Annotated in this window: 1 pseudogene; it reads left to right on the top strand. The window is 71.1% G+C overall.

Features of this window, described 5'->3' with window-relative positions:
- Positions 1-232: pseudogene (locus KVT39_RS37530) on the top strand (LysR family transcriptional regulator); the annotation flags it as partial.

The following is a 232-nucleotide window of genomic DNA, read 5'->3' as shown; positions in this document are numbered from 1 at the left end:
GTTGCTTGCCGTGGACGAATGCCTGACGCTGCGCGCGGCAGCCGAGTAGATGGGCCTCACGCAGCCGGCCGCGACGAAGGTGCTGGCCGAACTGGAGAGCGCGCTCGGCCAGCGGCTGTTCGATCCCATCGGGCGCGGGCTCGTGCTGAATCCGGCCGGCGAGCGCGTGCTCGCTTATTTCCGCGGGATCCGCGGCAGCATGGAGGCGCTGGACCGCGAGCTCGGCGAGCTG

The sequence above is a fragment of the Burkholderia sp. GbtcB21 genome (genome assembly GCF_019091065.1).
Classification (GTDB): Bacteria; Pseudomonadota; Gammaproteobacteria; order Burkholderiales; family Burkholderiaceae; genus Burkholderia; species Burkholderia pyrrocinia_C.
This window is presented reverse-complemented; position numbering and strand designations above follow the sequence as displayed.